This window comes from Marinococcus sp. LNHM5E3-2.1 (assembly GCF_056034365.1).
Genome location: NZ_JBQLIB010000008.1, coordinates 108,926 through 135,508 on the forward strand (window position 1 = coordinate 108,926; position 26,583 = coordinate 135,508).

Here is a 26,583-nt window from a genome sequence, read left to right on the forward strand (position 1 = left end):
TTCAGCGCAGAAGGCGGTTAATGAATTTACGTGCTGTACGGTTGGCAGAGCGGCGCGCGAGGCGTTTACCCAGAGATCCGTTTTTGGCTGCCTTTACATCACCAGTCACCCGGTTCGCCTTTAGAATCGTACGTGCGATCTTTTGAAAAGCCATATGGACACTCCTTTCCGTGAACTTCTTGTTGTATAGTATATATCCTTATTTGCACAAAAATAAGCCTCCAAATGAATTTCATTTGAAGGCCTGAAGGCGGAAATGATTTATTTCAGCAGCCATTCGTGATCCGGATCATTATGGAACTTCCACTGGCGTACCGGCCCGGCCATGACATTTAAATAATAAGCCTGGTAGCCTGCAGGAGCTGCCACCGGATGGTAGCCTTTAGGTACCATCACGACATCGTTGCTGTTTACGACCATCGTTTCATCAAGATCTCTCGGATCGTCGTAAACGCGGTGAATCAAAAATCCGCCTTTCTCCGGGTCCACTTTATGAAAGTACGTTTCTTCAAGATAGGACTCGTGCGGAAGATTTTCGGTATCGTGCTTGTGCGGCGGATAGCTCGACCAGTTTCCTTCCGGTGTATAAACCTCCACTACGAGCACGCTCTCGGCTTCTTCGGAATCCGGGAGGATATTATGCACTCTCCGGGACATGGAGCCGGAGCCGCGGTCTTCTGTTCCTACATCATCCGGACCGATCAGGCGGGCGTTGTACTTTCCGGTTGCCGGTGCCTTACAGACGGCGAGTTCAATATCTGTAGTCGCCTTGACCTCGAAGCGGTCTTTGGCCGGAACGTATACTGAATACGGCGGAATTTTTTCGAAAACACTCATGCGCTTGCCGAGGTTTTCAAAGGATTCATTGCTGGTCTGTATGTCTGCTTTGCCGCTTAACAGCACGAGGCATGCTTCGTTATCCTCGGTGTCAGCCTGAATGCTTTCGCCCTCCTGCACACGGTACACCTGGAAGCCGACATAACTCCATCCGGCGCTCTCCGGGGTAACATCGTGAATTTTTTGTGCGTTGGTGTCTGGTTTTACAACTAAGTTTGGCATACATAAACATCCTTTCTAAGAGGTTTCAATTGTTTCGGATTCCACATCAGCAACATATACGGTTTTCTTCTCTTTCCATGCTTTTGCTGCAGCCAGTGCAGCCGTCTGGGCGGCAATGCCGTCATCGCCGGTGCAGACAGCCGTGGTGTTGAACTGCACGGATTCAGCGAACATTGCAATTTCGCGCTGAAACGCTGTTTGATAACGTTCGAGGAAGAAATGCACCGGCTTTTCCGATTTAATAAAATCGTCCTGCCACCACTCCACCTGATGGATTGGCTGGTTCGGCACTGTGGCTGCCCCGTTGGAGCCAAACAGCTCGAGACGCTGATCGTAGCCGTAGACCGCCCGCCGGCTGTTTTCAATCACACCGACCGCCCCGCTTTCGAATGTTAAAGAAATAACAGCCGTGTCAATGTCGTCGTAATCATTGAACCGCTTATCGGTCAGCGCACCGCCGTGCACAGAAATCGCTGCGATATTTTCTCCCATAATATAGCGGGCCATATCAAAGTCGTGAATGGTCATGTCCACGAACAGTCCTCCGGATTTCGCCACGTATTCCATGGGAGGGGGGGAAGGATCGCGTGAGACGATCTGAAGCATCTCGGGGGTGCCGATCTGGCCGTTAATCCGCATCTTCCGCACCTGCTGAAAGGAAGGATCAAAGCGGCGGTTGAAGCCGAGCTGAAAAACAAGGCCCGCTTCCTTAGCCGACTTGACGACCCGGCGGGATTCTTCAATATCAAAGCTGATTGGCTTTTCACAGAAAACATGTTTCTTGTTTTGAATGGCCTTATCAATGAGAGAGATATGCTCCGAGGTGGCAGCGCAGATGAAGACGGCATCAATTTCGGGATCGTGAAGAATATCTTCAGCGTTAGACGTAACATACTGCGGAGAAAAGGCCTGCTCGATTGTTTCAAGAGCAGAGGTGTTTATATCTGCGACAGCCCGGAGAGCAGTGGCCGGAAGATAATGAAGGTTTTCTATATGCAGCCGGCCGATGCGCCCGGCGCCGATAACACCTATATTAACCATATGCAGAACCTCCATAAAATGTATTTTGAAGAAAGCGCTTAACTTTAATGTGAATTATACATTAATGAATCGCTTACATCAATCAAAGAATGAGATTTTTCAGAAAACATGCAGCAGCGTTCACCTTTAATATAGAAATTAAAGAAAAATCAAAAAAATACTTTACATCTGAATGCGCTTTCTTTAGAATCAAACGTATAGAAGAGGAAAGCGCTTAACCATAAATCGATTAAAATAACGAAGGGTGGTTATGTTTTAATGGAATTTCCAAAAAACCGTTCAAGGGATCTGGTTGGCATGGGCCGGCTGACGATTGATATGAACGCGAATGAAATCAACCGTCCGATGGAAGAAACGCGGACGTTTACGAAATATGTGGGAGGCTCTCCGGCAAATATTACGATTGGGGCATCGAGACTCGGTCTCAGCACCGGCTTTATCGGCAAGATAGCAGATGACCAGATGGGTAATTTTATCCGCGGCTACTTTGAAGAAAATAATATCAATACGGAAAATATAAAAACAGACGATACGGGGGCGGTGACTGGTCTGGCCTTTACGGAAATTATCAGTCCGGAAGACTGCAGTATACTTCTGTACAGAGACAACGTAGCGGACTTGAAAATCAGTCCGCTCGAAATTTCCGAGGAATACATTAAAAATACATCCGCGGTAATGTTTTCGGGCACGGCGCTTGCTGCGAGCCCTTCCCGCGAAGCGGTCTTTCTGGCGGCAGAATATGCGCATAAACACGGGACGAAGGTGCTCTTTGATATTGACTTTCGTCCGGCGACATGGAAATCAAAGGAAGAAACCGCCACGTACTACAACCTGCTGGCTGAAAAAAGCCATCTGATTATTGGAACAAGAGACGAATTCAATATGATGGAAAACATGGAGTCAGAAATGGATGGAAGCGATGATAAAACTGCTGCGAAGTGGTTTAATCACTCGGCGGAGATTGTGCTGATTAAGCACGGAGCCGAAGGCTCGTTTGCCTACACAAAGGACGGGGACTATTTCACCGGGAAAACCTTCGAAACTGAAGTGCTGAAAACATTCGGGGCAGGAGACGCCTACGCTTCCTCCTTTGTTTACGGTCTGATGCAGGGGTGGGAAGTCGACCGGGCAATGGATTTTGGCGGTGCGTCTGCAGCCATTGTCATTTCCCGGCACAGCTGCTCCGAAGCGATGCCGAATGCGGAAGAAGTACAGGAATTCATTGATGAAAGTGTGAGAAAAGGTACCATAAAGTCCTAAGAGGACAGAATGCTCCGGTATAATCATGTGAAAGTACTTCAAAAAGCAATTCTATAATTTGTTTATATAGAAAGGACGATGAAGAATATGCAGGAACAAGCAGTAACGACCTTAAAGAATTTTATCGGCGGCGAATGGGTGGAGTCCCGGTCGGCGACCGACAAGGTGTACAATCCGGCCACCAGTGAGGTAATCGCCCACGTGCCGCTCTCCTCGAAGGAGGAAGTGGACGAGGCCGTAAAGGCATCGAAGGCGGCGTACCGGGACTGGTCGAAAAAGCCGGTACCGCAGCGGGCCCGTATCCTGTTTGCCTACCAGCAGCAGCTCATCGAACACTGGGACGAGCTTGCCGAGATCATTACGCTCGAAAACGGCAAAAACCTGAAGGAAGCCAAAGGCGAAGTGCAGCGCGGCATTGAGTGCGTGGAATTCGCCGCCGGGGCGCCGACGCTGATGATGGGTGACCAGCTGCCGGACATTGCCACCAACATTGAGTCCGGCATGTACCGCTATCCGATCGGCGTGGTCGGCGGGATCACCCCGTTCAACTTCCCGATGATGGTGCCGTGCTGGATGTTCCCGCTGGCGATCGCCTGCGGCAACACGTTCGTGATGAAGCCGTCCGAGCGGACGCCGATGCTGGCGAACCGGCTTGCCGAGCTGTTTGAGGAAGCCGGGCTTCCGAAGGGCGTGCTTTCGGTGGTCCACGGCGCGCATGACGTCGTGAACGGCCTGCTCGAGCACGATGATGTACCGGCGATTTCCTTTGTCGGCTCGCAGCCGGTGGCCGAATACGTGTATAAAAACGGCACGGCCCACGGCAAACGCGTGCAGGCGCTCGCCGGCGCCAAAAACCATACCCTTGTCATGGAGGACGCGGACCTCGATAACGCCGCGTGGCAGATTCTGAACGCCGCCTTCGGCTCCGCCGGGGAACGGTGCATGGCCGCCTCCGTGGTCGCGGTGCAGGAAAGCGTCGCCGACCAGCTGGTCGAAAAAATCCAGGCGTACGCGGATGATGTGACCATCGGCAACGGCCGCGAAAAGGACGTGTTCCTCGGGCCGGTGATCCGCGAAGGGCATCTCGAGAAAACGAAGGCTTACATTGACAAAGGTGTGGAAGAAGGCGCGACGCTCGTGCGCGACGGCCGCCAGGATGAGGTCGCCAACGAGGGCTACTTTATCGGCCCGACGATCTTTGACCATGTACAGCAGACGATGACGATCTGGCAGGATGAAATTTTTGCGCCGGTGCTGTCCATCGTGCGCGTGCCGGACCTGACCGCCGGCATCGAATGGGCGAACGAGTCCCGCTTCGCGAACGGGGCGTGCCTGTTTACGAGCTCCGGCCACAGCGTCCGGGAATTCCGGGAGAACATCGATTCCGGGATGCTCGGCATCAACGTGGGCGTGCCGGCGCCGATGGCGTTCTTCCCATTTTCCGGCTGGAAGGATTCCTTCTACGGCGACCTGCATGCGAACGGCAAGGACGGCGTGGAGTTCTACACCCGCAAGAAAATGGTCACCGCCCGCTGGTAAACGTATAGCTTCAGCCCAATAGCACAACACCCGGACTGTCTTCTCTTTCCTTTCTATTCTGAGAGAGGAGAAGGCAGTTTTTTCTTCTATAAAACGACAACAGGAAGGGGATTTTTATGCCCGTATTAACGACAGCACAGGCAATCGTACGTTTTTTGGAGCAGCAGTATATTGAATGGGACGGCGAGGAAATTCCGTTTGTAGATGGAATGTTTACGATTTTCGGCCACGGTAACGTTCTTGGCCTCGGCCAGGCTCTTTCTGAAGCGAAGCGGCTCCGGGTGTACCAGGGAAAAAACGAGCAGGGGATGGGGCATGCGGCTATATCGTATGCTAAACAGAACAATCGTAAACGCATCATCGCCTGCACGTCTTCAGTCGGACCTGGCTCTGCCAACATGGTGACAGCGGCAAGTGTGGCGACAGTAAACAACGTGCCGCTGCTTCTTTTTCCGGGAGACATCTTCGCAAGCCGCCAGCCGGACCCGGTGCTGCAGCAGGTGGAGCAGCCTCACGACTTAACGCTTTCCACTAACGATGCGTTCCGTCCGGTAAGTAAGTTCTGGGACCGTATAACAAGACCCGAACAGCTGATGAGCTCCTTAATACAGGCGATGCGTGTATTAACAAATCCGGCAGAAACCGGCGCTGTTACCGTGTCCGTGCCCCAGGACGTCCAAGGGGAAGCGTACGATTTTCCGGAATCGTTTTTCCAGAAACGTGTTCACCGTGTTTCGAGAAAAGTGCCGGATGAACGTTCGGTGAAGGAAGCAGCAGCTTTAATCCGGAGCAAAAAGCGTCCGTTCATCATTTGCGGCGGAGGCGTGCGTTATTCCGAAGCAGGAGAAAGCCTGAAAAAAATGGCCGAGGCTTGGAACGTGCCGATTGCAGAAACGCAGGCCGGAAAAAGCGCGGTGGAAAGTACGCATGAGTGGAATGTCGGAGGTCTTGGTGTAACCGGTAACCTGGCAGCGAATACGCTTGCTCCGAAGGCGGACGTTATTATTGCAGTAGGTACCCGCCTGGCCGACTTTACCACCTCCTCGAAGCAGCTGTTCCGGGATGAAAATGTCGAATTTATTTCGATTAACGTGTCAGAATTTCACGGGGTGAAAATGGATGCTGCTCCGCTGATCGGGGATGCGCAGGCCGTAATTGACGCGCTGGTAAACGAAACCGGGGACTATACGTCTGAATTTCAAAAAGAGACTGAAGAGGCAAAGGCGGCCTGGGCCAGGGAAAAAGAGAGGCTTTATTCTGTCCGCTACACAGAAGAAGGATTTACGCCGGAAATCGCCGGTCATCTTGATGAGGAGCTGCAGGAGTACCGTAAAGTGCTTGGCACGGATCTGGCGCAGACGACAGCACTTGGTATTGTGAACCGGGAAATCGATGAAGACGCTGTAGCCGTCGGAGCGGCCGGAAGTCTGCCTGGCGACATGCAGCGCCTTTGGGAGTCTAGCCAGAAATACCGGTACAACATGGAATACGGCTATTCCTGCATGGGCTATGAAATTTCCGGGGCGTTCGGGGCCAAGCTCGCAGAGCCCGACAAGGAAGTATACGCCATGGTCGGGGACGGCAGCTTTTTGATGCTGCATTCGGAAATGATTACAAGCGTCCAGGAAAACAAAAAAATTAACGTGATGCTGTTCGACAATTCCGGCTACGGCTGCATTAATAATCTGCAGATGGGCAACGGTATGCAGAGCATTGGCACAGAGTTTCGCCATCGTGATGAAGCAAAGGATGAAATGTGCGGCAGTGTGATGCACATTGACTATGCGAAAGTAGCTGAAGGCTACGGCCTGAAAACGTACCGGGTCACGACAGAGCAAGGGTTGAAAGAAGCTATCGCTGACGCGAAAAAGCAGACGGAGTCTACGCTGATTGATGTAAAGGTGCTGCCGAAGACGATGACCGGGGATTATGAATCCTGGTGGCACGTCGGAGTTTCAGAGGTTTCTGAGCGTGAAAGCGTACGGGAGTCCTTTGAAGAAAAAGAAAAGCAGCTGCAGCATGCCCGGAAATATTAAATGGTTAAACGCGTTCATAGCCCCGGCTTTGGACGCTTTTTTTAACTGGAAATTATCTTTTTGATAAATCGCTTACATTTTTTCCGTTTACCCCTTGAATTACCTGAAAGGAAACGATAGTATAAACATAAGTTAAGCGCTTACTCAAAAACAATTATAATAACTATAAAAAACAGTGCAGGAGGTTCTAGGTCGTGGATAAAGTAAAGGTTGGAATACTGGGAGCGGGGCACATCGCTGCAGTGCATGCTGCTCTTTTAAAGCAGGATGAACGGGTCGAAATCGTTGGAATTGCTGATATTTTTGAAGAAAAGGCGAAGGAGCTGGCCGCAGAAGCAGGCCCGGAAGTTCAAACAGCGGGCTCCATCGAGGAGCTGATTGCACTTGGTGTGGACACGGTCTACGTCACCACGCCAAACACGATGCATGTCAGTCCGGTTCTTCATTGTTTGAAGAATAATGTAAACGTCTTCAGCGAAAAGCCAATGGCCACCTCGGAGGAAGAAGCAAAACAGATACGCGATGCCGCCCGGGAGTCTAAAGGCTGCTACAATCTTGGCATGAACCGCCGGTATGCCTATGTGTATAAAAAAATTAAAAGCTACATGGATTCGGGGCAGCTGGATGCGTACTCCGCCCATTTCAAAATGAACCGGGGAGAGCTGCTGCATCCTGCCTGGACTTCAGATCCAACGAAGACTGGAGGCTTTTTATATGAAACGCCGTTTCATTTGATGGATCTCTGCCGCTATTATTTCGGGGAAATAAAGAAAGTGAAATGCGAAGCAACACAGGCCGTGTCAGACAGCGAGCTTGATAACTTTGCGATTCTTTTAACCTTTGAATCCGGCCTGGTCATGACGTTCAACACCTTCGCCCATTCCGGATGGAGCTTCCCGTTTGAAGCGATTGAAATTTACGGCAAATACAGTACGGCGTCAACCGCTGAACTCGAAACGGTGAAAATTGCCTGCGGCCTTGAAGGGGAGATTGATTCCTCGGATTACCACCTTATGCCTGTCAGTAAAAAATGGGGATATGAAGAAGAAAACCGGCTGTTCATTGATGCTCTGGTCAACGGTACAGAACCGCCGGTAAATGCAGAGGAAGCGTACAAATCAACCTTCCTGTTAACAAGCATTTATGAAAGTGCTAAAACCGGTAAAGAAATAAATATTGCCGACCGGTTAAATAAAGTAATTTCTTAAGGTAAAGAGAAAAGGAGTGGCCAGAGGCCATAAAGAAGAGCAGCTAAGTCAGGCGGACAGGAAAAACACAGGAGGTGCGCAAATGGCACAGAACGATATAAGAGTAGCGGTGCTCGGACTCGGACGGCTGGGATTGTTTCATGCAAGCAACATGATGAACAAAGTAAAAGGAGCCGAGCTGATACTGGTGTGTGATCCACTTGCCGAGCATGCCGAAATGGTGGCTGAACAGCTTGGGGTGGAACGCTGGACGTCTGACCCTGAAGAAGTGTTTGCCGATCAGGAAGTGGACGCGGTAGTGATTGTAACGCCGACCAGTACGCACGCTGACATGATTACAAAAGCCGCCCGCAGCGGCAAGCAGATCTTTGTGGAAAAGCCGCTGACCTCCACGGTGGCAGAAGCCGAAGAGGTGATCAAAGTCGTTGAAGAGACCGGCGTTGTCTGCCAGGTCGGCTTCATGAGAAGGTACGACCCTGGTTTTCATGATGCCAAGGAGCGTATTGAAGCCGGAGAAATCGGCAAACCGATTTATTTTAAAGGCTTCTCCAGAGACAGCGGCTCACCGCCTGCCTCTTTCATTAAAAACAGCGGCGGCATATTTCTGGACTGCTCCATTCATGACTACGATATGGCCCGGTATTTAATGGGCTCGGAAATTTCTTCAGTTTCCGGCCACGGCCGCATTCTTATCAATTCCTTCATGGAAGAATACGGAGATGTCGATCAGGCGATTACGTATTTGGAATTTGAAAACGGAGGAGCCGGGGATGTAGAAGCCAGCAGAACGTCTCCGTACGGCCATGACATTCGGGCAGAGATTATCGGCACCGAAGGAGCGATCTTTGTCGGTTCGCTCCGCAACAGCGATGTGACAGTGCAAAGCAGCTCGGGAAGCAACCACGAGATTGTGCCAAATTTCCAGACACGGTTCCGGGAAGCGTATATTCTCGAGCTCGAACAATTTATTAAATGCGTCAAAGGAGTTGAAGAGCCAAGGGTCACTTCACTGGATTCCAAAATTAATATGCAGGTAGCGCTTGCGGCCACCGAATCATTTAAACACAACGGAGAACGCATTTATATGAAGGATGTTCACCAGGATAAAGTTTATACCGACTAAATAGACATGGAAAATATAACGAAATGATAAGAAAAGGGGTGCAGCATATGGCGGGGCTTGGGAACTACGAGTTCCATCTCGGAATTGCAGCTATCAGCTGGGTGAATGATGATATTCCGGGGCTGGGAGACCACTATTCACTGGATCAGATTTTAGGAGAGATGCGGGAAATCGGGTACGAAGCGACGGAAATGGGTCGCACCTTTCCACGTAACCTTGACGAATTAAAAGCAATTCTCGAAGCGCACGATATTACGCTTGCCAGTAAATTCGTCGGCACGCAGTTTTCCAATCTGCAGCATAAGGAGCAGGAAGTCCGCGATTTCGAAGAATGGGTCCGGTTTTTGAAAGACATGGACTGCGAATACGTAATTGTGTGTGAAATGGGCAACTCGATGCACTGGGATAAAGATGATCCTGACAAAGCAAAAATTACAGCACCGTCAGAAGCACAGTGGAAAAGCATGGTGGACGGCTTGAACGAAGCCGGGCGCATCGCGGAAAAATACGGACTCGAGCTCGTGTATCATCCGCATGCCGGCACGATTGTAGAACAACGCGAGGACGTAGACCGCCTGATGGCAGAAACCGACAAGGATGCTGTATCGCTGCTGTATGATACCGGACATGCCTTTTTCGGCAACTACGACCCGATGGATCAGCTGACGCGCTACTACGACCGCATTAAGTACGTACACTACAAGGACGTAAGGGAAGACATTTGGAACAGGACGATTAAAGAAAACCTGACGTTCCGGGAAGCTGTACTCGAAGGCCTGTTCACCGTTCCCGGCGACGGCTGCATCGATTTTGCGCCTGTCCTTGAAGAGCTGATGAAACGGGGCTACCGGGGATGGACAGTAGTAGAAGCAGAACAGGATCCAGACGTTGCCCCGCCGTATAAATATGCGAAAATGGCGAAGGATCATCTGGATGAAACGATGGACAGGATCCTGGAAAAATACGGGGAAAAAGCCGGCAGATAAACGAACGAAGGCATTTCGAGTGAATATCGAAATGCTTTTTTCTGCTTCAGGGAGCCTGCACTTCCGGAGGTTCGCAGTGAATTTTGTTTTCTCCTGGGCCAGAAAGCTTAAAAGAAAAGGCTCTCCCGGTGGATAGGAAGGAACGGAGGATTTATAATAAACGAAACGACAAAAATGAGGAAGATAAAATGAGACCGACAATTTACGACATCGCTGAGCGGGCCGAAGTTTCGATCGCTACAGTGTCAAAGGTGATTAACAACAAAGGAAAAATAGGGGAGAAAACCAAACAGCGGGTGCTCGCTATTATGGATGAGCTTGATTATCAACCGAGCACGGTGGCTTCTGCCCTGACAGGAAAGCAGACGAATACGATCGGTCTGCTGGTTCCTGATATTGCCAACTCCTTTTTTGCCGAGCTTGCGAGAAGCGTGGAAGATACAGGGCATGCCGGCGGGTTCAATGTTGTTATATGCAATACCGACAATAATCCAGAAAAAGAAATTCAATATTTGTGGTGGCTGAATCAAAAAAGAGTGGACGGTATTATTTTGGGAACAGGCATACAAAACACGAAAGCGCTGCAGGATTTTATGAAACAGAACATTCCCCTCGCGCTCGTGGCGAGAGATGCTTCCGAGATTAACGTAGACACGGTGCTCGTTGATGATTACCGGGGCGGATACGCGGCTACGAAGCATCTGCTCGAAGCAGGACATTCCCGGATTGCTTTTGTTGTAGGCGAGATGAATAATTCGAGTGATACAGAGCGGCTGAAGGGCTTTTACGAAGCGTACGACGAGCACGGGGTAAACCGGGAGGAAGCAGTGATTGTAAAAGGCAATAATTCGATTGACGATGCTAAACAATCCATGCGCCAGATTCTGCAGGAGAAGCCGGATATTACCGCAGTTTTTGCTTTGAATGACTTTTTGGCGATCGGCTGTATTCAGGCAGGCAAAGAAGCAGGACGCCGGGTGCCCGAGGATTTGTCGGTTGTCGGCTTTGATGATACATTTATTGCTACGCTGAGTGATCCGCCACTGACTACAGTAGCGCAGCCCATCCTTGAAATGGGGCGGCTGGTGACCCAGATGCTTGTGGACCGGATCGGCGGCAAAAACGAAACGACGCGAACCGTTATTTTAAATCCGGAGCTGCAAGTGCGTAAGACGACCGCAGGCATAAAAGAAGCAGAAAGGGATGTTAAGAGCTCATGAAATACAACACGCTTGGAAAAACAAACGAAGAGGTTTCTGCCGTAGGTATTGGAACATATCAATTCGGCGGTGAATGGGGGAAAACCTTTACTCAGAAAGAAGTCGACGGTCTGTTTGAAGCAGCAAGAACGGAAAACCTTAATTTTATTGATACCGCTGAATGCTATGGGGACCATCTTGCGGAAGAACTCACCGGCACAGCCATTCAAAAGGACCGCGACCAGTGGTTTGTAGCCTCCAAATTCGGCCATCATTTTCATGGGCCGAATGACCGGACCCGGCACTATGATCCGGAGGATGTGCAAAAGCAGCTCGAAGCCTCCCTCCGGGCGCTCCGGACAGATTACATTGATCTTTACCAGTTTCATTCGGGCACAGACGAAGAGTTTCAGGATGATAAGCTGTGGACGATGCTCGATAAACAGAAAAAAGCAGGCAAGATCCGTCATCTTGGCCTTTCCGTGAAAAAACAGGACTACATGAGTCAGATCAGGCAGGCAGAAGCTGTCGGTGCAGAAACGATACAGCTCGTGTACAATCGTCTTGACCGTAACAACGCCGAGGATGCTTTTCCGGAATGTGACCGCCAGAATCTCGGTGTTATCGCCAGAGTCCCGATGGCGAGCGGCTACTTGAGCGGAAAATATACACCTGGAGCTTCCTTTGAAGAGAATGATGTCCGCCACCGTCATCCACAAAATGAGCAGGAAGCAGCCCTTCAGGAAGCCCTGCGGCTCAAGGAGAGTCTGCCGGATGATGTGCCTCTTGCCCAGTGGGCCCTTGCCTGGTGCCTGGCCAACTCAAGTGTGGATGCTGTCATCCCCGGCTGCAAAACGCCGGAGCAGCTGGTAAGCAACGCCAAAGCTGTAGACCTTCTTGATAATAAAGACAGTTCCCTGTTCACTATTTAACTGAACCAGCTGACGCCTTTTCCTGAATAGGGAGGGGCGTTTTTTACGTAAAGATTAGAAAATTGTCTTTGAAGTAAAGCTGTTGTTTCTTTCGGGAAGCAGGAGGGAATAGTGGGGTAATAATTCATAACAGGAAGGATGAGGGAGTGTGGCAGAGGTAGAATACTGGAAACAGTTCGTAGTAGAACCACAAATGCTCGAGGCGTCAAAAACGGAAGTGTCTGACGTGTTGAAGGTTTGGAAGAACGGAGAAAAAGACGCAATCGTGATAGTGGATGAAGACAGCCGCCCAGTAGGTGTTCTCGATGAAACAAAAGTGTGGAATCACATCTACAAGGAAAAAAGCCTTGATAAAAAAATTAAGGACGGATGGATCTTAGAAGTTTCCCAGATTACGGAAGGACAGATTCCGGAATCATGGGAACAGCAGTATCCGCCAATCGCAGTCGTTAACAAAAAAGGGAGAGTCACCGGTGTCTGGACGGAAAAAGCGTTAAAAGAGCTACATACGTCTGAAACGGCTTCTTCCCCTACCTTCCGGCCCTCCATTGCCTCCTTCCGGCGTATCATAGGGGAAAATGAAGAGATTCACCGGGCGATCCAAACAGCGAAACGGGCTGCTAAAACGAAAACCCCCGTCTGGCTTTCCGGGGAAACGGGCACAGGCAAGGAATTGTTTGCCCAGGCGATTCATCAGGAAAGCGGCAGAACAGGAGAATTTGTGGCAGTGAACTGTGCCTCCATCCCGGACGCTAACCTTGAAGAGGAATTATTCGGAAAAGAAGTCCCAATGCAGCCCCAGCAGGGTGCTGTTGGCTTGCTTGAAGCAGCTCATGAAGGCACACTGTTTCTCGACGAAGTAGGCAATATGTCTATGGCGATGCAGGCAGCTCTTTTGCGCGTGCTTGAAGATTCGTATGTACGTAAGATTGGCAACGCAGCCCCGATTCCGGTAAACATGAAGATCATTTCTGCTACTAATGAAAATATTGAACAGCTGGTGGAGGAGGGGAAATTCCGCCGGGACCTGTATTACCGACTGCATGTGGTACCCGTAGGCCTCCCGCCGCTCCGCGAGCGGACCGAAGATCTCCCGCTTCTGGTGGAATACTATAATACGCATTTTTCCACTGAGCTGGGTGTGAAGCCGCTGAAAATAACAAATAAAGCTATGGAAGCCATGAAACAGTATGACTGGCCGGGGAACATCCGGGAATTGATGAATGTTATTGAGCAGCTTTCTGCGATGCACGATGGCGGGAAAATACGTACGGAAGACCTTCCCATCTCTTCTGTGAAAGCCCGCGAGGCCGCAAAGCCCGCTCAGGCAGCCCGGACCGAAAGCGCGAACGCAGCAAACTGGAAGGACCAGAAATCGGCCCAGGAGCAGACCATGATTAAGCAGGCACTTGAAGAAGCAAACGGCAATAAGACAGAAGCTGCCAAAAAGCTTGGCATCCACCGGACAACGTTATATAAAAAAATGCGTGATCATCATATGTAACACAAAAAAAGCAGGAGAGCTCCTGCTTTTTTTATATACGTAATATTATAGGGGTCAGGCCTTCTTTTCTTCATAGGCATACACCGACGATGTCCGGAAATACAAATACAAAGCCCCAATCGTCAGCAGTATAATGCCTGCCGTAATTTGATACAAATACTGATAGCCGACAGCATTCACTAAAAGCCCGAGAAAAAAGGAGCCAAGAGCGATGCCGGAGTCAAACATAATAAAAAATGTAGCGGTGGCATGCCCGCTTCGGTGCGGCTCGGCCGCCTGAATGGACATCGTTTGAAAACCAGGAAGAAGCGTTCCGTAGCCAAGGCCGATCAAAGCGGCAGACAACAGCAGCATCCACCCGGCGGTGGTAAAGCTGAGTGTTACGAGGCCGATGGCAAAAATCAGCAGACAGGGGTACAGAACAGTGCCCGGCCCTTGGGAGTCAAATAACGGACCTGCCACCGGACGGGAAGCAATGACGACCACAGCGAACACAAGAAAAAAGAAACTAGATACCTGGATCAGACCCATGGCTTCGGCAAACAGGGACATGTATGAAATGACGCCGGCGTAGGAAAAAGAAGCAAGCAGTCCGATAGAAGCAATTGGAAGCGCCCGCAGTTCGATAAAATCATGAATGGATAGCTTCTTTTTTTCAGTGTGCGGTGCGGCAGGAATTCCTGGATCCCGGGCAATGGCTGCGCACCAGACTCCAACGATCATAAATATGCCGAGCAGTATAAATAAAAGGGCAAAAGGAGCAAACTGTATCAGTGTCAGTCCGATGAAGGGGCCGATGACGACGGCGACATTCATGGAGGTCGTGAAATAACCGAGGCCTTCCCCGCGTCGCTCATTTGGGATAACATCTGCAGCGATAGCGCCGGTAGCTGTGCTCAAAATGCCAAAAGGAATGCCGTGCACAAACCGGAGCAGCAGCAGCCCCGTATACGTATCGATAAAAAGGTATAAAAAAGTACAGAGAACAAACGCAGCGGCTCCCCAGACCAGCGCCCGTTTACGCCCGGTTTTTTCCATGATCTTACCGGCAAATATCCGGGTGATGATCGTAGCAACGAGCATAATCGTGACGATGAGCCCGCCCTGGGCACTGGTTCCGCCGAGGCTGCCGGTAACAAAAAGGGGAAGTGTAGTTAAAAGAGAATAGAATACGGTGAAAACCATGAAATTGGTAATCGTGATACTAATAAAATCCTTCGTCCAGATGGGATGGTCATGACGGCTCACTGTTTCCCGCTCCTTTCGTTCGTAATTTTTCCAAGCAGCTCATGCAGAACTTCCCGGTCCTGATCTGACAGCCGAGCGAGCGAACGCTTCTCTGCCTCTGCAACTCGTTCTTTAATTTCGGGCAGTATTTTTTTCGTGCTGTCGGTAAGGTGGATGACTTGCGTACGCCGGTCTGCGCCGGGACGTTTTTCTATCCACCCATTGCGATCCATCGTGGCGATGGTACGGGCAATCGTCGGTGCTTCCACCTGCAGATATTTCCGCATATGCGTCTGGGTGGCCGGACCGCCGGTATCAAGCACATACATAATCATATACTGCGCATGGGACAGCCCAAACGGGGCAAGCGTTTCGTTTAGCGTGTTCGAAAGTGTACGCGACCGCTGATGAATCATATGAATAAGCTGGTCTGATTCCATAAAAAAGAAAGCTCCTTTTGAATTTAATTAGCATGCTAATTAATTGCAGCTTCACCAGTATACGAAGTATTTGGATAAAGGTAAACCCTGGAACCGATTACGAAAAGCAAAAAAATAATAAAGCGTTTGCAATTCAAGGAAATACAGCCGGTGATAACAAGAGAAAATACTATAAATAAGACAATAAATAATGATTTCCCGGGAAATCAGTTCGATCAGAGTTTGCATTTAATATTGGACGGTCTGATTATTGCTGCTGCCCATGCACACGGGGAAGCTAACTACGAGCAAATGGCCAGGTGTCATAGCAACATGGAATAGCACATATGTAGCAACCGGTCCGGCTGAAGGCCGGACCGGTTGTTTTTTATGGAGCGAGCCGGTTTATTCGTCCATCTGCTGCTCATAGCGGCGTTTGTACTCCCAGAAGCCGGGTACTTCCGGCGGTTCATACGTGAGTATTTTTTCAATGCATTTCAGGCGGAGCTCCTGCTGAAGATCCTCACGCTCCTGATAGGAAGTTTGACGGAGCGCCTGCTGGATGAATGGTTCGAATTTTTGAAGCTCTTCATACAGCGCTTCCTCGCTCATGCGCTGATTTTTTGTGATCCGGTTATTAGTCCTCATGCATCGTTTCCTCCTTTTTTGGTGAAGAGCAAGCCAGACGGTTTACATCCCGGCGCAAATGCTCAATCCGCTGTTCAATCCGCAAAAGCAGATAAAACGTTACAATGATAGGGAAGCCGACATTGGCCAGCAGTTCGACAACGGCACTGGAATCAATAATGTGCATCACTGCTCCTCCCGTTTCCCGGCATAAAAACGAAGTGTCTTCAAACCTTTTCGGTGAGCGTTTGACACTGCCTGGCGGCTGATTTGAAGGTGGCTGGCAATGTCTGTATCCTTCCACCCGCAGCTGTATTTTTTAGAAAAAATCCACTGCTGGTACGGAGTCAGCGAACGAAAGCCGAGCCAGACCGGATAATGGTGCAGCTCTTCTTCAAGGCTTTGCTCTGAGTCCTCACTGTAAAATGAACCGGTTTCTTCAAACAGGGCCTCCTGGTCGGACAGAGGAGTCCGATGCTGGCGCCGGCGATGGTAACGATCGTAGCGGATTGCTTCCCAGTGCAGGGTTTTTAACATATAAGAACGCCAGACCACATCCTGGTAGTAACGCTTAAAAGATAGGTCAATGGCTTTGTGTGCCCAGGCAGCATCATCGTTTAAAGCCTGTTTCAACAGCTGCTGGTGCACAGCATCCTCCAGAAATTCGCGGATGAGCCGGGTACGCAGGAACGAATGATTTTTCTCTTTGAAAGCTTCCCATGCTTCTCTTTTTGAATCAGCGTATGATGAATGTGTCATAGATGCCTCCTCTCCTTACCCCTGTTGTTTATAAAAGACATCTTCAAGATAAAAAGTAAACCATATATACGAACGTTTGTTCTTATATTTTATACGAACACTTTTCCAGGAAACAAGAAAATACTGAAATTAGAAAAATTTACAGGTTAAGTCCTGTTAAAAAAGACTCATCGGTGGCATAATGTGTTTACAAAAAGATTAGTTAAAAACAAAAGAGGGAATAAATATAAATCAGCTTCATGTAACAGGAGGGGAAAAAGTGAGTTTAACATCAGGGCCGTCAAGCAGGTACACTTTCTCCATTGAAGAGATGGCTGAAGAAATCATGAGCGTGATCGCTGAGTCCCTTCAGGTGGACTCTGTTTATATTGCAAAAAAAGAAGATACTTATATGGACGTATTGAGTGCTTACAACAACCGCGGGGATGATCTTGTTTCTGAAGGAATGAAAGTGGAGCACGAAGCATCGTTCTGTCAATACGTGCTGAAAAATGATGATCAGGAGTATTTTCACTTTTCCGATGCAGTGAGTAATGAAGAAACCAAAGAACTGCTGATGCCGAAAAATTTCAATGTACATACTTTTCTGGGCGTGTACATTAAAGACCAGGACGGCGGCCCGTTTGGCACACTGTGCGTATTGAACCGCGAGCCGCGTGAATTTAAGAAGGAAGAAATTTCGCTGATGCAGACATTTGGTAATTTATTGAGCTATCTGATCCGCGTAGACCGCATGGATGAAAAAATAGAGGTGCTCGGGTACCCGATTGTGCCGATAGGCGAAGGGATCGCTGTGCTCCCGCTCGTAGGGGCGATGGATGAAGCAAGATCCAACCGTTTGATGGAAACAGTACTGCAGGAAGTGTACGGCGGGAAATACGACTATTTTATGATCGATGTGTCTGGTGTTTCGGCTTTTAACGAAACGTTCACCACGTATATTTCCCAGGTCATTCAGGCGCTGAAGCTGATGGGCATTGACCCTATTCTAACCGGCGTCCGCCCGGACATGGCTGTTCAGGATATACGAAAAGATATTCTCGGCGAAAATATTATGATCGAAAAAAGCCTGGAAACAGCGCTGAAGTCTATTGGATTCCGACTGGTAAGAAACGAGTGAACAAAAAATGTCGGATCGTTTACATATCAAGTTGAAAGAAGGAACTGGTATGAGTATAAAAGCTGAACAGATGGATGAAAGAGTGGAAAATGAAAACAAACTCACCGTGGCTGTGGTGGAACGCCTTGTTTCGGAGATTTTTGACATATCCCTGAAGAGTATTGCCGCGGACCCGGAAGCCCCTGGGGCCCGGAGATCACAATCTGTTTTTGCAGCATGGACTGAAAAAGAATGGGAGGCCGCCGGCAAAGAGGAACTGCTTGATTATGCACTCGCCCGGCTGCCGTCCCCTCCGTCCGGTGAAATGGTGCGGCAGGTTATTAATGACGTGTACCGAGTGAATCTCAGCGGCATCTCCGCCCTCGAAGCATCGACATTTTCGCTCTTCTCCAAAGGAAAATGGATTAAGCAGAATGAGGACGATTTATTTGTACTGAACACCGGATCGACGGATACAGAGGTCACAGTCTCGGTAACAGAGCATTTTATACGGCAGACTGGGTCCGGCAGGCTGCCGGCGGGACTTTGCGGGGAGCTTGAAGCACTGGGATATGTTTACCTCCCAGCGAAAAATCAGCTGAATTATTCGAGTCCGGACGGTCGTCCGGTCGACGATGAATTTAAAAAGAAGACAATCGAGGCCCTTGAAAATGCAGGGCAGCAGAGCCAGGCGTAAACACCCTTTTATACAGAAAGGGTGTTTTTTTATGGTAAATACGCCTTGAGGCGTAGAAAAGATAGACCCCGGGCTGCTCCCGGAAGCCGGGAAACCGGCGTAAGATAGAAGTACAGGAAGGGGGAAATACCATGTGGAAAAAAATCGGATTAGCAGCACTCATTACAGTCGCAGCAATTGTCGTTTTGTCGAACCTCGGGCCGTTGCTCTTGCTCGCAGCTGGAGTAGCACTGGCGTATATCGTCTACCGCCAGTTTCAGGAAAGCACGTCCACTGCGGCTAGGGTTTTCTGGGTAGTGGTGGGCATTGCAGCGATACTGCTTGCGCTCACCAACATCTATGCAGTCATCGCTCTTCTCGGTCTGTACGCTATATACTGGAGCGTGAAAAAATGGAGTGATGATGAAGTGGATATTGACCGCCGGACCAGAACGAAAGATCCGTTCACAGGCTTTGAAGAAGAATGGAAAAAACTAAAGCGCAGATAAAAAAGGAGGAAAGAGCCATGGCGGGCATTTGGCAGCAGTTCAAGGAGGATGTCGAACAGGAATGGGGGCGGTGGAACATGAAAAAGGAAACAGACAATCCGATCGCTTCGCTCAACCGCTATATTAAAGAAGCGGAGCGCGAAACGGAAAAGGTAAGCAGGCTTACAGACCGTCAGCGCAGGCTGGTTGAAGAATTTCAGCACGAACAGGACGAAGCAGAAAAGATGCTTGATAAACGTAAGCAGCAGGCCGCGGTGGTAAAGCATTACGAAGAGAACGAGCTGTATGAGATTGCTTTGAGGGAAATTGAACAGTACGGTGAACGGGCGCAAAAGCTTGCCACGATGAAAAAAGAAGCAGAAGAGCAGCTGCAGACACTCGAGAGGCGGCATCAGGAAATGGTGTATAAGCTGAAGGATATGCGTCTGAAACGGATGGAGTGGATGGGGCGGGAAAATGTAGCCCGGGCCAATCACAATATCTCTAAACTATACGAGGAGAGCGGCCGCGAACCGGAAGCACGTTTTAAAGAAGTGGAACAGTATTTAGAAAGTATGGAGCAGCATCATCAGCAGGAGTACGAGCATTCCACCTTCGACGAAAGGGTAGCCCGTCTTGAAAAGCGGAACACAGAGGCGGGGCAGGAAAAAGCGTGATAAAATAGAGACGCTGACCAGGGCGTCTCTATTTTTAACTTACATAAACAGCAAAGGAGGGTTCCTATGTTTTCCCATATATCAACGAAGATGATACAATTCGTGTTTTTTACGGGAATCCTCCTGTTCATACTGGAATTTTTTTCGCACGGAGCTGGTTTAGTGCCTGTGCTCTTCTTTTTCGCCCTGTTTATTTTTATTGGAAAGCGGACGAAAAGGCGGACACTTTCAGCCATTTTCTGGTGGATCGGGTGGATCGGCCTGGGCCTTACAGCGGTCACTCTCTGGGCTGTACAGTTCTGGGTAATTGCCTTTTTTGTTCTGCTGCTGCTGCAGATACGCCGGTCGTCCAGGGAGCCTGTCGAAGAACAGGCAGAGGTGGAAGAGCTGGCCGGCAGGGTAGAAAATTATGAGCGGGAACAGCTGCTTGGCAACCGTCTGTGGGGGCGGGAGAAGGTCGGACGGAAGCCGTTTCACTGGAAGGACATTAACGTGATCGGCGGCGTGGGCGATAAAATTGTTGATGCCACCAATACAGTTCTGCCGGCGCAGGCGGTGGTTATCGTCCGTCACGGCCTTGGCTCAGTAACTGTCCATGTGCCGTACGAAGTGAACGTGATTATCCGCCACAGTACAGTGTACGGACGCGTGCGCCTGTTTGGGAAAGAAGAAGCAAAGCGGTGGAACCAGACGATCACTTATCACGCTCCTGCGACAGATGAGGAAGCTTCCACGCTTTATATTTTCACCTCGCTTATCAGCGGGGATCTGGAGGTGGAGCGGCGATGAACAGCTTTGTGAAAGCAGCCGGGTGGGGGATCGCTACGGCTTTTCTCATCAGCGTCTCCACCGTCGTTCCGCTTCTTTTGCTGCTGCCTTTTGACATGTGGGACGTGCTGATGGGACAAACCATGAGTGGCCTGCCGTATGGCTTTTTGCTTGTCGTACTGATCGTTCTGCTTGGCACCGCTCTCGGGTTTTTAACGCTCCGGGCATGGAATGCCCGCTGGCAGCAGCTGCAGGCTGTGCTGGAGCGGTTGAGCAGAGGAAGCCCTAAAAATATCTGGCCGGCGGAGATGTACCGGGAAGTAGAAGAGCTGCGCACAGAGCTTGAAGCGGTGGAACGTCAGCTGCAGGGGCAGGCGGAACGCGGGCAGAAGCTGGCCACAGAACGGGCCGAGGACCGGGAAAAGAGCCTGCAGGAGGTTATTGCGCAAGAAAGGAACCGGATTGCCCGGGAGCTCCATGATTCGGTCAGCCAGCAGCTGTTTGCGGCTTCCATGATGATATCTGCGGTTAATGAGCGGTCCGGCATGGGAGAGGTTTCGAAGGAATGGCAGACCATCGAGCGGATGATTAACCAGTCCCAGCTTGAAATGCGGGCGCTGCTTCTTCATCTGCGGCCGGCGGCGTTGAATAAACAATCGCTGCAGGAGGGAATCACGCAGCTGCTGAACGATCTGACGGCGAAGGTGCCGCTGCAGATCAAGCAGGTGATTGAACCGTTTCCAATTGAAAAGGGAGTGGAGGACCAGCTGTTTCGGATCAGCCAGGAGTCCATTTCCAACACGCTTCGCCACGCGAAGGCGACCGAGCTGAAGGTATCGCTGCTGCAGCGCGAAGAATTTATTATTTTACGTGTCCAGGACAACGGCGTCGGGTTTTATATGGAGGAAGAAAAACCGGACAGCTACGGGCTGAGTACGATGAAGGAACGGGCCGAGGAAATCGGCGGACACTTTCATTTAGTGAGCCTGCCGGGAGAGGGCAGCCGCATCGATGTTAAAGTGCCCTGGCTGTCGAAGGGGGAAGAGGTATGATTACGATCCTGTTTGCAGATGACCACGAAATGGTTCGTATTGGGGTTACGTCGTATTTATCGACGCAGCCGGATATGGAAGTAACCGCTGAAGCCTCAAGCGGCCGGGAAGCGGTCAGGCTGGCTCTGGAACTTAGGCCGGATATTATCCTCATGGATCTGGTGATGGATGATATGAACGGCATTGAGGCGACAGAGAAAATTATGGAGGCTTGGCCGGCAGCCAAAATTATTATTGTTACAAGCTTTATCGATGATGAAAAGGTGTACCCTGTGCTTGAAGCGGGAGCGGTTAGCTATATTTTAAAAACCTCCCGGGCCGGAGAGATCGCAGCGGCGATTCGGAAAACACACGACGGGCAGTCGATTTTGGAGCCGGAAGTAGCGGGAAAGCTGATGACAAACATGAAACGGCGGGATCAAAGGGAACTGCATGAGGAGCTGACCGCACGCGAGCTTGAGGTGCTGCGGCTGCTTGCAGAGGGGAAAACCAATATGGAAATTGCCGAAGAGCTGTTTATTGCCCTGAAAACAGCGAAGGTACACGTGAGCAGTGTCCTCCATAAGCTCCAGGTGCAGGACCGGACCCAGGCAGTTGTTTATGCTTACAAGCATCGTCTATTTTAAAAAGCTGCCCGCCCTGAGTAAGGGGAGCAGCTTTTTTAATACGGAGGGATCACGCCCACCACATGTCGACCGGACGCTCGGAAATATTGACGGAATTCAGATTTTGCACAGCCCGCTCGAAGCCTTCATCAAGTGACATGATTGGGTCTTCATGCTCGATGCTGACAACATGGTCATAGCCGAACGTCCGAAGCGCGCTGATCATATCGCTCCATTCCTTCATGCCGTGGCCGAAGCCGACCGATCGGAAACTCCAGGCACGGGTCTGCACGCTGCTGTAAGGCTGCATATCGGTGAGGCCGTACATGTTGACGTTGTCCTGGTCGATATACGTATCCTTGGCGTGAAAGTGGTGGATGGCTCCTTCTTTTCCAAGAATTTTAATCGCGGCTACCGGGTCGATCCCCTGCCACCACATATGACTCGGATCAAGGTTAGCACCTACCGCATCGTTGGTTGCTTCCCGAAGCTTCAGCACCGTGTACGGCGTATGAACGAGGAAACCGCCGTGAGGCTCAATGCCGACGTTTACGCCGTGTTCTTTAGCGTAGCTGCCGGCTTCCCTCCAATATGGAATGAGCTTTTGCTCCCACTGCCAGTTGTAAATGTCCGAATACGCGCTCGGCCACGGGGCGACCGGCCAGTTTGGGTGCTTGGCGCTTTCGTCGCTTCCGGCGACACCGGAGAACGTATTAACGACCGGAGTATTCAGCAGGCTTGCAAGCCGCACGGTTTTTTTGAATGTTTCGTCCGCATCCTTTGCTTCAGCCGGGTCCGGGGAAATCGGATTGGCGTGGCAGCTGAGCGCACTGACGGTTAAGCCCCGGGCATACAGTGCTTCCTGGAACTGTTTGCGTGCATCTTCGCTGTTTAACAGCCTGTCTACATCTGCGTGATCATTGCCCGGATTGCCGCCAGTGCCGAGCTCTACGGCCTGCACTCCGGCACGTTTAACCTTATCGAGCATATCTGTAAAAGCCAAATCAGCATACAGGACGGTGAAAACGCCGATTTTCATTACTGAACACCTTCCTTCCCAATAGTCACAAACTGGCCGCGCTCGCTGGAGGCAAGAGCTGCCAGAATAACAGCGAGGGCCTGCTTTCCATCTGCTCCGGTTACCGGCACCTCCGTGTTCGAGATGATGCTTTCAGTAAAGGCGTCAATCACCCCGGAGCTTTCCTGGCCGCCGGCGTCATTGGTCTGAATGCCGCCCAGCTCGTAGCGGACCGTATGCCCGTTGGTATAGTGGGCAGTCAGCGAATGAACCGGGTCGTCTTCAAGGCGGAGGGTGCCTTTTTCGCCATAAATGATCGTTGAGTTGTCTTCCTCGGGAACATAAGCCCAACTGGCCGTGAGGGTTCCGATTAAGCCTCCTGTTGTTTTAAGCAGGCATACAGCGTTATCATCCACTGTAATATTATCCTTTGCGTTGTTTTCCACGAAAGCAGCTACCTGGGTCACCGGCTCATCAAGCAGAAATTGAATCAGGTCGGATTTGTGCACTCCAAGATCTCCCATGGCGCCGATAAATGCTTCCTCCTTGCGGAAGAACCAGCTGTCCTTGCCATCGATGCTCCACCCCTCCGGGCCGCCGTGTCCAAATGTGGTCCGGAAGCTGAAGATTTTCCCCAGTTCGCCATTTGCAATCAGCTCTCTCGCCTTCACGTGTGAAGGCACGAAACGCTGGTTATGAGCGATCATTAATTTTTTACCGCTGCGTTTTTCAGCTTCGATCATTTCTTCAGCTTCCTGTTCGCTTGTCGCCATCGGTTTTTCACAGAGCACGTGCTTGCCGGCAGCCAGGGCGTCGATGCTGATCCGGGCATGCATATGATTAGATGTACACACGCTGACCGCCTCAATGGATTCATCCTTTAACAGTTCGTGATAATCCGTATAGGCCGAAGCCCCGAGACGGGAAGCTGTTTCTTCGGCGCGCTCTTTCACCAGGTCACAGACGGCCCGGATAGTGGTATGTTGATTTGCTTCATATTCTGGAATGTGGCGGTTTCTCGCGATGCTTCCGCACCCGATGACACCGATATTTACTGTTTTCATGTGATTTCCACTCCTTTTTATATAGTGATGCTTATTCTTTTACTGAACCGCTCGTAAGCCCGGAAACAATCCGGCGCTGGAAAATCAGAACGAGAATAACGATAGGTATCGTAACAATAACGGTGGCAGCCGAAATGTCGCCCCATGGGACTGTATATTCGCTCTGATAGAATGAAATGCCGACCGGGATCGTCCGCCAGGCATCAGCGGTATTGATCGCCAGAGCGAAAAGATATTCGTTCCAGGCGGCGACGAAAACAAGAATCGCCGTGGTAAAGATGCCCGGGGTAGCGAGCGGCAGGATGATCTGACGGTACGTCTGAAATGGCGTAGCGCCGTCCAGCTTGGCTGATTCTTCAAGCTCCCAGGGGATTTTTTGAAAAAAGGTGGCCAGAATCCAAATCGCGAGCGGCAGGCTGATGGTGATATATGGAATAACGAGACCGATGTAGCTGTTGCGAAGTCCCGTGTCTGTCACAAAGTTAAAGATTGGAGACAAAATCGCAATTGGCGGGAACATCGATGAGGCCAGCACAAGGCCTAAAATTAAAGTCTTGCCGCGGATAGGCAGCCGCGTAACCGCATAGGCCGTAAACGAAGCAATCAAGAGCGATAAAACCGTAGTCAGGCCGGAAACGACAAAGCTGTTGAGCATGTAACGGAACAGCGGCCTCGTCGTAATCGCTGACGCATAGGACTCAAGTGTGGCGTTGGATGTAAACCAGGCGAACGACGTCAACTCATTCTGGGGCTTCAGGGAAGTTAAAAAGATCCAGATGAATGGAAACATAACGAGAAACACGAAGATAGCCAGGAAGATATAAAACCGGATACCGGCTTGGTTTTTAAACATGTACAGTCACTCCTTCCACTTATTTTTTCGCTCTTTCCGGAAACAGGTCTGAGCCAAGCAGCTTAACGAAGATAAAGCTGATGATGGCCACACAGACAAACACTATGACGGAAAGGGCAGAGCCGGCACCGAAGTTCTGCTGTTCAAACAGGGCTTTGTAGGCAAAAACGGAAATCGATTCCGTGGCGTTTGCCGGACCGCCGCCGGTCAGCACATAAATCAGGTCAAATACGCGGAAGGCATCCAGGGTCCGGAAGAGAAGGGCGACAAGAATTGCTGATTTTAACAGTGGCAGGGTTACAAAGAAGAACTTCTGTATTCTGCCAGCTCCGTCGACTTCTGCTGCTTCATACTGCGTATTTGGTATCGTCTGCAGCCCGGCAAGCAGAAGAAGTGCCATGTAAGGCGTCGTTTTCCAGACGTCTGCGAATATAATGGAAAACATGGATCCCGAAGCCGTCGTTAAAAGAGCGCCCGGGTCAGAAATTAAGCCAACCGCTGCCATATAGTGAGCGACAATCCCGGACTGTCCATCGAACAGATAGCTCCACATCATGGCAGCTACAGCTGTTGGAATGGCCCACGGTACGAGCACCGAAGCCCGGACGATGCCACGTCCTTTGAAGGTCCGGTTGATTAGCAGTGCGACACCAAGACCGATAATCAGCTCAGCGCCGACGGAAACGATCGTAAAGAAGGTCGTATTTGTCAAAGCGGTCCAGGTCCGTCCATCGAGCAGGTAATCCGCGTAATTCTGCAGACCGACAAAGTTCGAGGAGAGCACCGAGCCCTGCAGATTGCCAAGCTGGGCGGAAAGATAGCCTATTTCCACTGCCGTGTCCCCGTCCGCCTGCTGCTGTAAGGAATTAACGGCTTCGATCTGTTCATCCATTGCAGCTTCAAAGTCGCTGCCCCACGAGCCGTCGATGGATTGGATACGCAGGTTGTCATCTGTGATCGGCTCGTAGTCATTCAGCATGCTGTTAACTTCCTGATAGCTTGAAGCCATGGCGTCATCAGCCACAAGCTCTTCATGATGCTCCTGGACGACTGCCCAGGTTTCGTTAAACGTTTCCTCTCCTTCCGGATAAGCCTCGCTTAACTCATTGACATTTTGCTCGACAAGGTACCGGTTATCGGCGTATTCCTCGAGGTTCAGGCTTTCGCTCATGATTCGCTCCGACTTGGTAGGGTCATTCAGCCGGTAGTCAAACAGGCTGTTCCAGCCGGAAAGCATAATGGGCCATATAACGACGAGAAGAATCAAAACGAGCGCCGGGGCGACCATTGCGTAGCCTAATTGTTTTTCGTTTAATTGAAATTTGCGTCCAGGTTTTCCAGCCATGGGGCTTCCTCCTTTGAAT

Annotated in this window: 28 protein-coding genes; 16 read left to right on the forward strand and 12 right to left on the reverse strand. The window is 50.4% G+C overall.

Annotated elements, in window-relative coordinates; translation table 11 throughout:
• Position 1: 1 nt before the first annotated feature.
• The 3 genes from ACTRXH_RS10720 to iolG (ACTRXH_RS10730) form a co-directional block, all read right to left on the reverse strand.
• Positions 2-154 carry a hypothetical protein gene (locus ACTRXH_RS10720; protein ID WP_474261377.1) on the reverse strand — a complete coding sequence of 51 codons (153 nt, stop codon included), beginning with the start codon at positions 152-154 and terminating at the stop codon, positions 2-4.
• Positions 155-261: 107 nt separating this feature from the next.
• The gene (iolB, locus tag ACTRXH_RS10725) at positions 262-1,059 is read right to left on the reverse strand and encodes a 5-deoxy-glucuronate isomerase (RefSeq protein ID WP_474282089.1); all 798 of its coding nucleotides are present in this window, start codon (positions 1,057-1,059) and stop codon (positions 262-264) included.
• A 15-nt stretch (positions 1,060-1,074) separates the two neighbouring features.
• Positions 1,075-2,100: an inositol 2-dehydrogenase gene (gene iolG / locus ACTRXH_RS10730; RefSeq protein ID WP_474282092.1), complete on the reverse strand. Its 1,026-nt coding sequence runs from the start codon at positions 2,098-2,100 to the stop codon at positions 1,075-1,077.
• A gap of 258 nt (positions 2,101-2,358) precedes the next feature.
• Between iolG (ACTRXH_RS10730) and iolC the strand changes: the two genes are divergently transcribed.
• The 9 genes from iolC to ACTRXH_RS10775 all read left to right on the forward strand — a co-directional run bounded on the left by iolC (position 2,359) and on the right by ACTRXH_RS10775 (position 13,887).
• Complete coding sequence (gene iolC / locus ACTRXH_RS10735; protein WP_474261381.1) at positions 2,359-3,360, forward strand: 5-dehydro-2-deoxygluconokinase; 1,002 nt, start codon at positions 2,359-2,361, stop codon at positions 3,358-3,360.
• 87 nt (positions 3,361-3,447) lie between these two features.
• On the forward strand, positions 3,448-4,899 hold the full coding sequence (locus ACTRXH_RS10740; RefSeq protein ID WP_474282094.1) for a CoA-acylating methylmalonate-semialdehyde dehydrogenase: 1,452 nt from the start codon (positions 3,448-3,450) through the stop codon (positions 4,897-4,899).
• A gap of 116 nt (positions 4,900-5,015) precedes the next feature.
• Complete coding sequence (gene iolD / locus ACTRXH_RS10745; RefSeq protein ID WP_474282096.1) at positions 5,016-6,935, forward strand: 3D-(3,5/4)-trihydroxycyclohexane-1,2-dione acylhydrolase (decyclizing); 1,920 nt, start codon at positions 5,016-5,018, stop codon at positions 6,933-6,935.
• A 194-nt stretch (positions 6,936-7,129) separates the two neighbouring features.
• Positions 7,130-8,143: a Gfo/Idh/MocA family protein gene (locus tag ACTRXH_RS10750; RefSeq protein ID WP_474282098.1), complete on the forward strand. Its 1,014-nt coding sequence runs from the start codon at positions 7,130-7,132 to the stop codon at positions 8,141-8,143.
• An 82-nt stretch (positions 8,144-8,225) separates the two neighbouring features.
• Positions 8,226-9,266 (forward strand): inositol 2-dehydrogenase, encoded by a 1,041-nt coding sequence (iolG, locus tag ACTRXH_RS10755; RefSeq protein ID WP_474282100.1) that lies wholly within the window; start codon positions 8,226-8,228, stop codon positions 9,264-9,266.
• Between the two features lie 47 nt (positions 9,267-9,313).
• The gene (gene iolE, locus ACTRXH_RS10760; protein WP_474282102.1) at positions 9,314-10,252 is read left to right on the forward strand and encodes a myo-inosose-2 dehydratase; all 939 of its coding nucleotides are present in this window, start codon (positions 9,314-9,316) and stop codon (positions 10,250-10,252) included.
• A gap of 188 nt (positions 10,253-10,440) precedes the next feature.
• A complete protein-coding gene (locus ACTRXH_RS10765) occupies positions 10,441-11,472 on the forward strand; it encodes a LacI family DNA-binding transcriptional regulator (RefSeq protein ID WP_474282104.1) in 1,032 nt (343 codons plus the stop codon).
• A complete protein-coding gene (locus ACTRXH_RS10770) occupies positions 11,469-12,383 on the forward strand; it encodes an aldo/keto reductase (protein ID WP_474282106.1) in 915 nt (304 codons plus the stop codon). The genes ACTRXH_RS10765 and ACTRXH_RS10770 overlap by 4 nt, the downstream gene beginning before the upstream one ends.
• Before the next feature lie 148 nt (positions 12,384-12,531).
• Positions 12,532-13,887, forward strand: a complete 1,356-nt coding sequence (locus tag ACTRXH_RS10775) for a sigma-54 interaction domain-containing protein (RefSeq protein ID WP_474282108.1) — start codon at positions 12,532-12,534, stop codon at positions 13,885-13,887.
• Between the two features lie 54 nt (positions 13,888-13,941).
• Here the strand turns inward: ACTRXH_RS10775 and ACTRXH_RS10780 are convergent, their stop codons facing one another.
• The 5 genes from ACTRXH_RS10780 to ACTRXH_RS10800 all read right to left on the reverse strand — a co-directional run bounded on the left by ACTRXH_RS10780 (position 13,942) and on the right by ACTRXH_RS10800 (position 16,919).
• A complete protein-coding gene (locus ACTRXH_RS10780) occupies positions 13,942-15,135 on the reverse strand; it encodes an MFS transporter (protein WP_474282110.1) in 1,194 nt (397 codons plus the stop codon).
• Complete coding sequence (locus ACTRXH_RS10785) at positions 15,132-15,554, reverse strand: MarR family winged helix-turn-helix transcriptional regulator (RefSeq protein ID WP_474277924.1); 423 nt, start codon at positions 15,552-15,554, stop codon at positions 15,132-15,134. Before ACTRXH_RS10785 ends, ACTRXH_RS10780 begins: the two co-directional genes overlap by 4 nt.
• Positions 15,555-15,938: 384 nt before the next feature.
• Entirely contained in the window at positions 15,939-16,145 is a 207-nt protein-coding gene (locus ACTRXH_RS10790) for a helix-turn-helix domain-containing protein (protein ID WP_474262429.1), read from the reverse strand.
• Between the two features lie 25 nt (positions 16,146-16,170).
• Entirely contained in the window at positions 16,171-16,347 is a 177-nt protein-coding gene (locus ACTRXH_RS10795; RefSeq protein ID WP_474262407.1) for a YvrJ family protein, read from the reverse strand.
• Positions 16,347-16,919, reverse strand: a complete 573-nt coding sequence (locus ACTRXH_RS10800; RefSeq protein ID WP_474262406.1) for an RNA polymerase sigma factor — start codon at positions 16,917-16,919, stop codon at positions 16,347-16,349. The genes ACTRXH_RS10795 and ACTRXH_RS10800 overlap by 1 nt, the downstream gene beginning before the upstream one ends.
• Before the next feature lie 259 nt (positions 16,920-17,178).
• Here ACTRXH_RS10800 and ACTRXH_RS10805 point away from each other — a divergent pair, with 259 nt between their 5' ends.
• The 7 genes from ACTRXH_RS10805 (at position 17,179) to ACTRXH_RS10835 (ending at position 22,305) form a co-directional block, all read left to right on the forward strand.
• The gene (locus ACTRXH_RS10805; protein ID WP_474282112.1) at positions 17,179-18,039 is read left to right on the forward strand and encodes a GAF domain-containing protein; all 861 of its coding nucleotides are present in this window, start codon (positions 17,179-17,181) and stop codon (positions 18,037-18,039) included.
• Positions 18,040-18,088: 49 nt separating this feature from the next.
• On the forward strand, positions 18,089-18,715 hold the full coding sequence (locus ACTRXH_RS10810; protein ID WP_474282114.1) for a hypothetical protein: 627 nt from the start codon (positions 18,089-18,091) through the stop codon (positions 18,713-18,715).
• A 131-nt stretch (positions 18,716-18,846) separates the two neighbouring features.
• Entirely contained in the window at positions 18,847-19,203 is a 357-nt protein-coding gene (locus tag ACTRXH_RS10815; protein WP_474262403.1) for a lmo0954 family membrane protein, read from the forward strand.
• 17 nt (positions 19,204-19,220) lie between these two features.
• The gene (locus tag ACTRXH_RS10820) at positions 19,221-19,859 is read left to right on the forward strand and encodes a PspA/IM30 family protein (protein WP_474282116.1); all 639 of its coding nucleotides are present in this window, start codon (positions 19,221-19,223) and stop codon (positions 19,857-19,859) included.
• Positions 19,860-19,925: 66 nt separating this feature from the next.
• Entirely contained in the window at positions 19,926-20,648 is a 723-nt protein-coding gene (gene liaF, locus ACTRXH_RS10825; RefSeq protein WP_474282118.1) for a cell wall-active antibiotics response protein LiaF, read from the forward strand.
• Complete coding sequence (locus ACTRXH_RS10830; RefSeq protein ID WP_474282120.1) at positions 20,645-21,679, forward strand: sensor histidine kinase; 1,035 nt, start codon at positions 20,645-20,647, stop codon at positions 21,677-21,679. Before liaF ends, ACTRXH_RS10830 begins: the two co-directional genes overlap by 4 nt.
• Entirely contained in the window at positions 21,676-22,305 is a 630-nt protein-coding gene (locus tag ACTRXH_RS10835; protein WP_474282122.1) for a response regulator, read from the forward strand. Before ACTRXH_RS10830 ends, ACTRXH_RS10835 begins: the two co-directional genes overlap by 4 nt.
• A gap of 49 nt (positions 22,306-22,354) precedes the next feature.
• Here the strand turns inward: ACTRXH_RS10835 and ACTRXH_RS10840 are convergent, their stop codons facing one another.
• The 4 genes from ACTRXH_RS10840 to ACTRXH_RS10855 are packed head-to-tail and all read right to left on the reverse strand — an operon-like array spanning position 22,355 to position 26,564.
• The gene (locus ACTRXH_RS10840; protein WP_474282124.1) at positions 22,355-23,323 is read right to left on the reverse strand and encodes a sugar phosphate isomerase/epimerase family protein; all 969 of its coding nucleotides are present in this window, start codon (positions 23,321-23,323) and stop codon (positions 22,355-22,357) included.
• Positions 23,323-24,366, reverse strand: coding sequence for a Gfo/Idh/MocA family protein (locus ACTRXH_RS10845; RefSeq protein ID WP_474282126.1), 1,044 nt, complete (start codon positions 24,364-24,366; stop codon positions 23,323-23,325). The genes ACTRXH_RS10840 and ACTRXH_RS10845 overlap by 1 nt, the downstream gene beginning before the upstream one ends.
• 31 nt (positions 24,367-24,397) lie before the next feature.
• Positions 24,398-25,219 (reverse strand): carbohydrate ABC transporter permease, encoded by an 822-nt coding sequence (locus tag ACTRXH_RS10850; protein WP_462865690.1) that lies wholly within the window; start codon positions 25,217-25,219, stop codon positions 24,398-24,400.
• A 19-nt stretch (positions 25,220-25,238) separates the two neighbouring features.
• Positions 25,239-26,564 (reverse strand): carbohydrate ABC transporter permease, encoded by a 1,326-nt coding sequence (locus ACTRXH_RS10855; RefSeq protein WP_474262396.1) that lies wholly within the window; start codon positions 26,562-26,564, stop codon positions 25,239-25,241.
• Positions 26,565-26,583 lie beyond the last annotated feature (19 nt).